This window comes from Arthrobacter sp. Y3222053 (genome assembly GCF_059092805.1).
Map to the genome: position 1 here is coordinate 1 of NZ_JBNHIA010000014.1, position 757 is coordinate 757.

General features: G+C 67.9%; 1 protein-coding gene. It reads left to right on the forward strand.

Translation table 11 applies throughout. The features are described 5' to 3' along the window. Positions 1-208, forward strand: a 208-nt coding sequence (locus AC5RUW_RS16610; protein WP_494161695.1) for a hypothetical protein, incomplete at its 5' end; no start/stop codon positions are given. Between the last annotated feature and the right edge of the window lie 549 nt (positions 209-757).

Genomic DNA, 757 nt, shown 5'->3' on the forward strand with positions numbered 1-757 from the left:
CGTTGCCGCGGTCCCGGTCGCCGAAGCTGCGGGGACGGTCGCTGCCGCCACGCTCGTCGCGGCCCTGGTAGCCACGGTTCTCCCGCGGCCCACGATCATCGTTGAACCGCGGACGATCACTGCCACGATCACCATAGGAGCGGGACTGCCCACGGCCCTCGCCGGACTGGAAGCCGCGGTCACTGCGCCCGCCGGGGCGGTCGCCTGAGCTGCGTGGGTAGCCCCCGCGTCCGGAGGAGCTGTTCCTGGGCGACCCCTGGTCGCCGTTTCGGTCCCGGTTGTTCTGCTCTGACATGTATCTGGTTCCTCTCGTCGTGAGCCGACCAACGGGCTAATGCAGTCGCTCGTCACTATGGATGTGTAGGTTGGTGCGCGGGATGGGCGCGAAATCTGCGGTGGCCCGGACCGGATCAGCCGGATATCAACAGGCCGCTGTTCCATTCTAGTCCGTAGGCCGACCGGGGCTTACCACCGGCGCCGATTCCATGCGGCGAGCACCGGACTACGAACCGCATGAACGGCCCTGGGCTCGGCGGTAAAGACGATCAGCACGTGTCGGCTACTACGCCACCGCCGCCCTGGCTGCGCCGCCGCGATGCCCCCAGGTGGGCCCCGGTTTTCGGCCGGCTGACCGCCAACAGCGTTCCGGATGTGGGGTGGGTTGTTAAATGGGTGAGGGCCCCGCGTCGGTGCGGGGCCCTCTTCCTTGTAATGGTTGTCCGGCGGTGACCTACTCTCCCACACCCTCCCGGGTGCA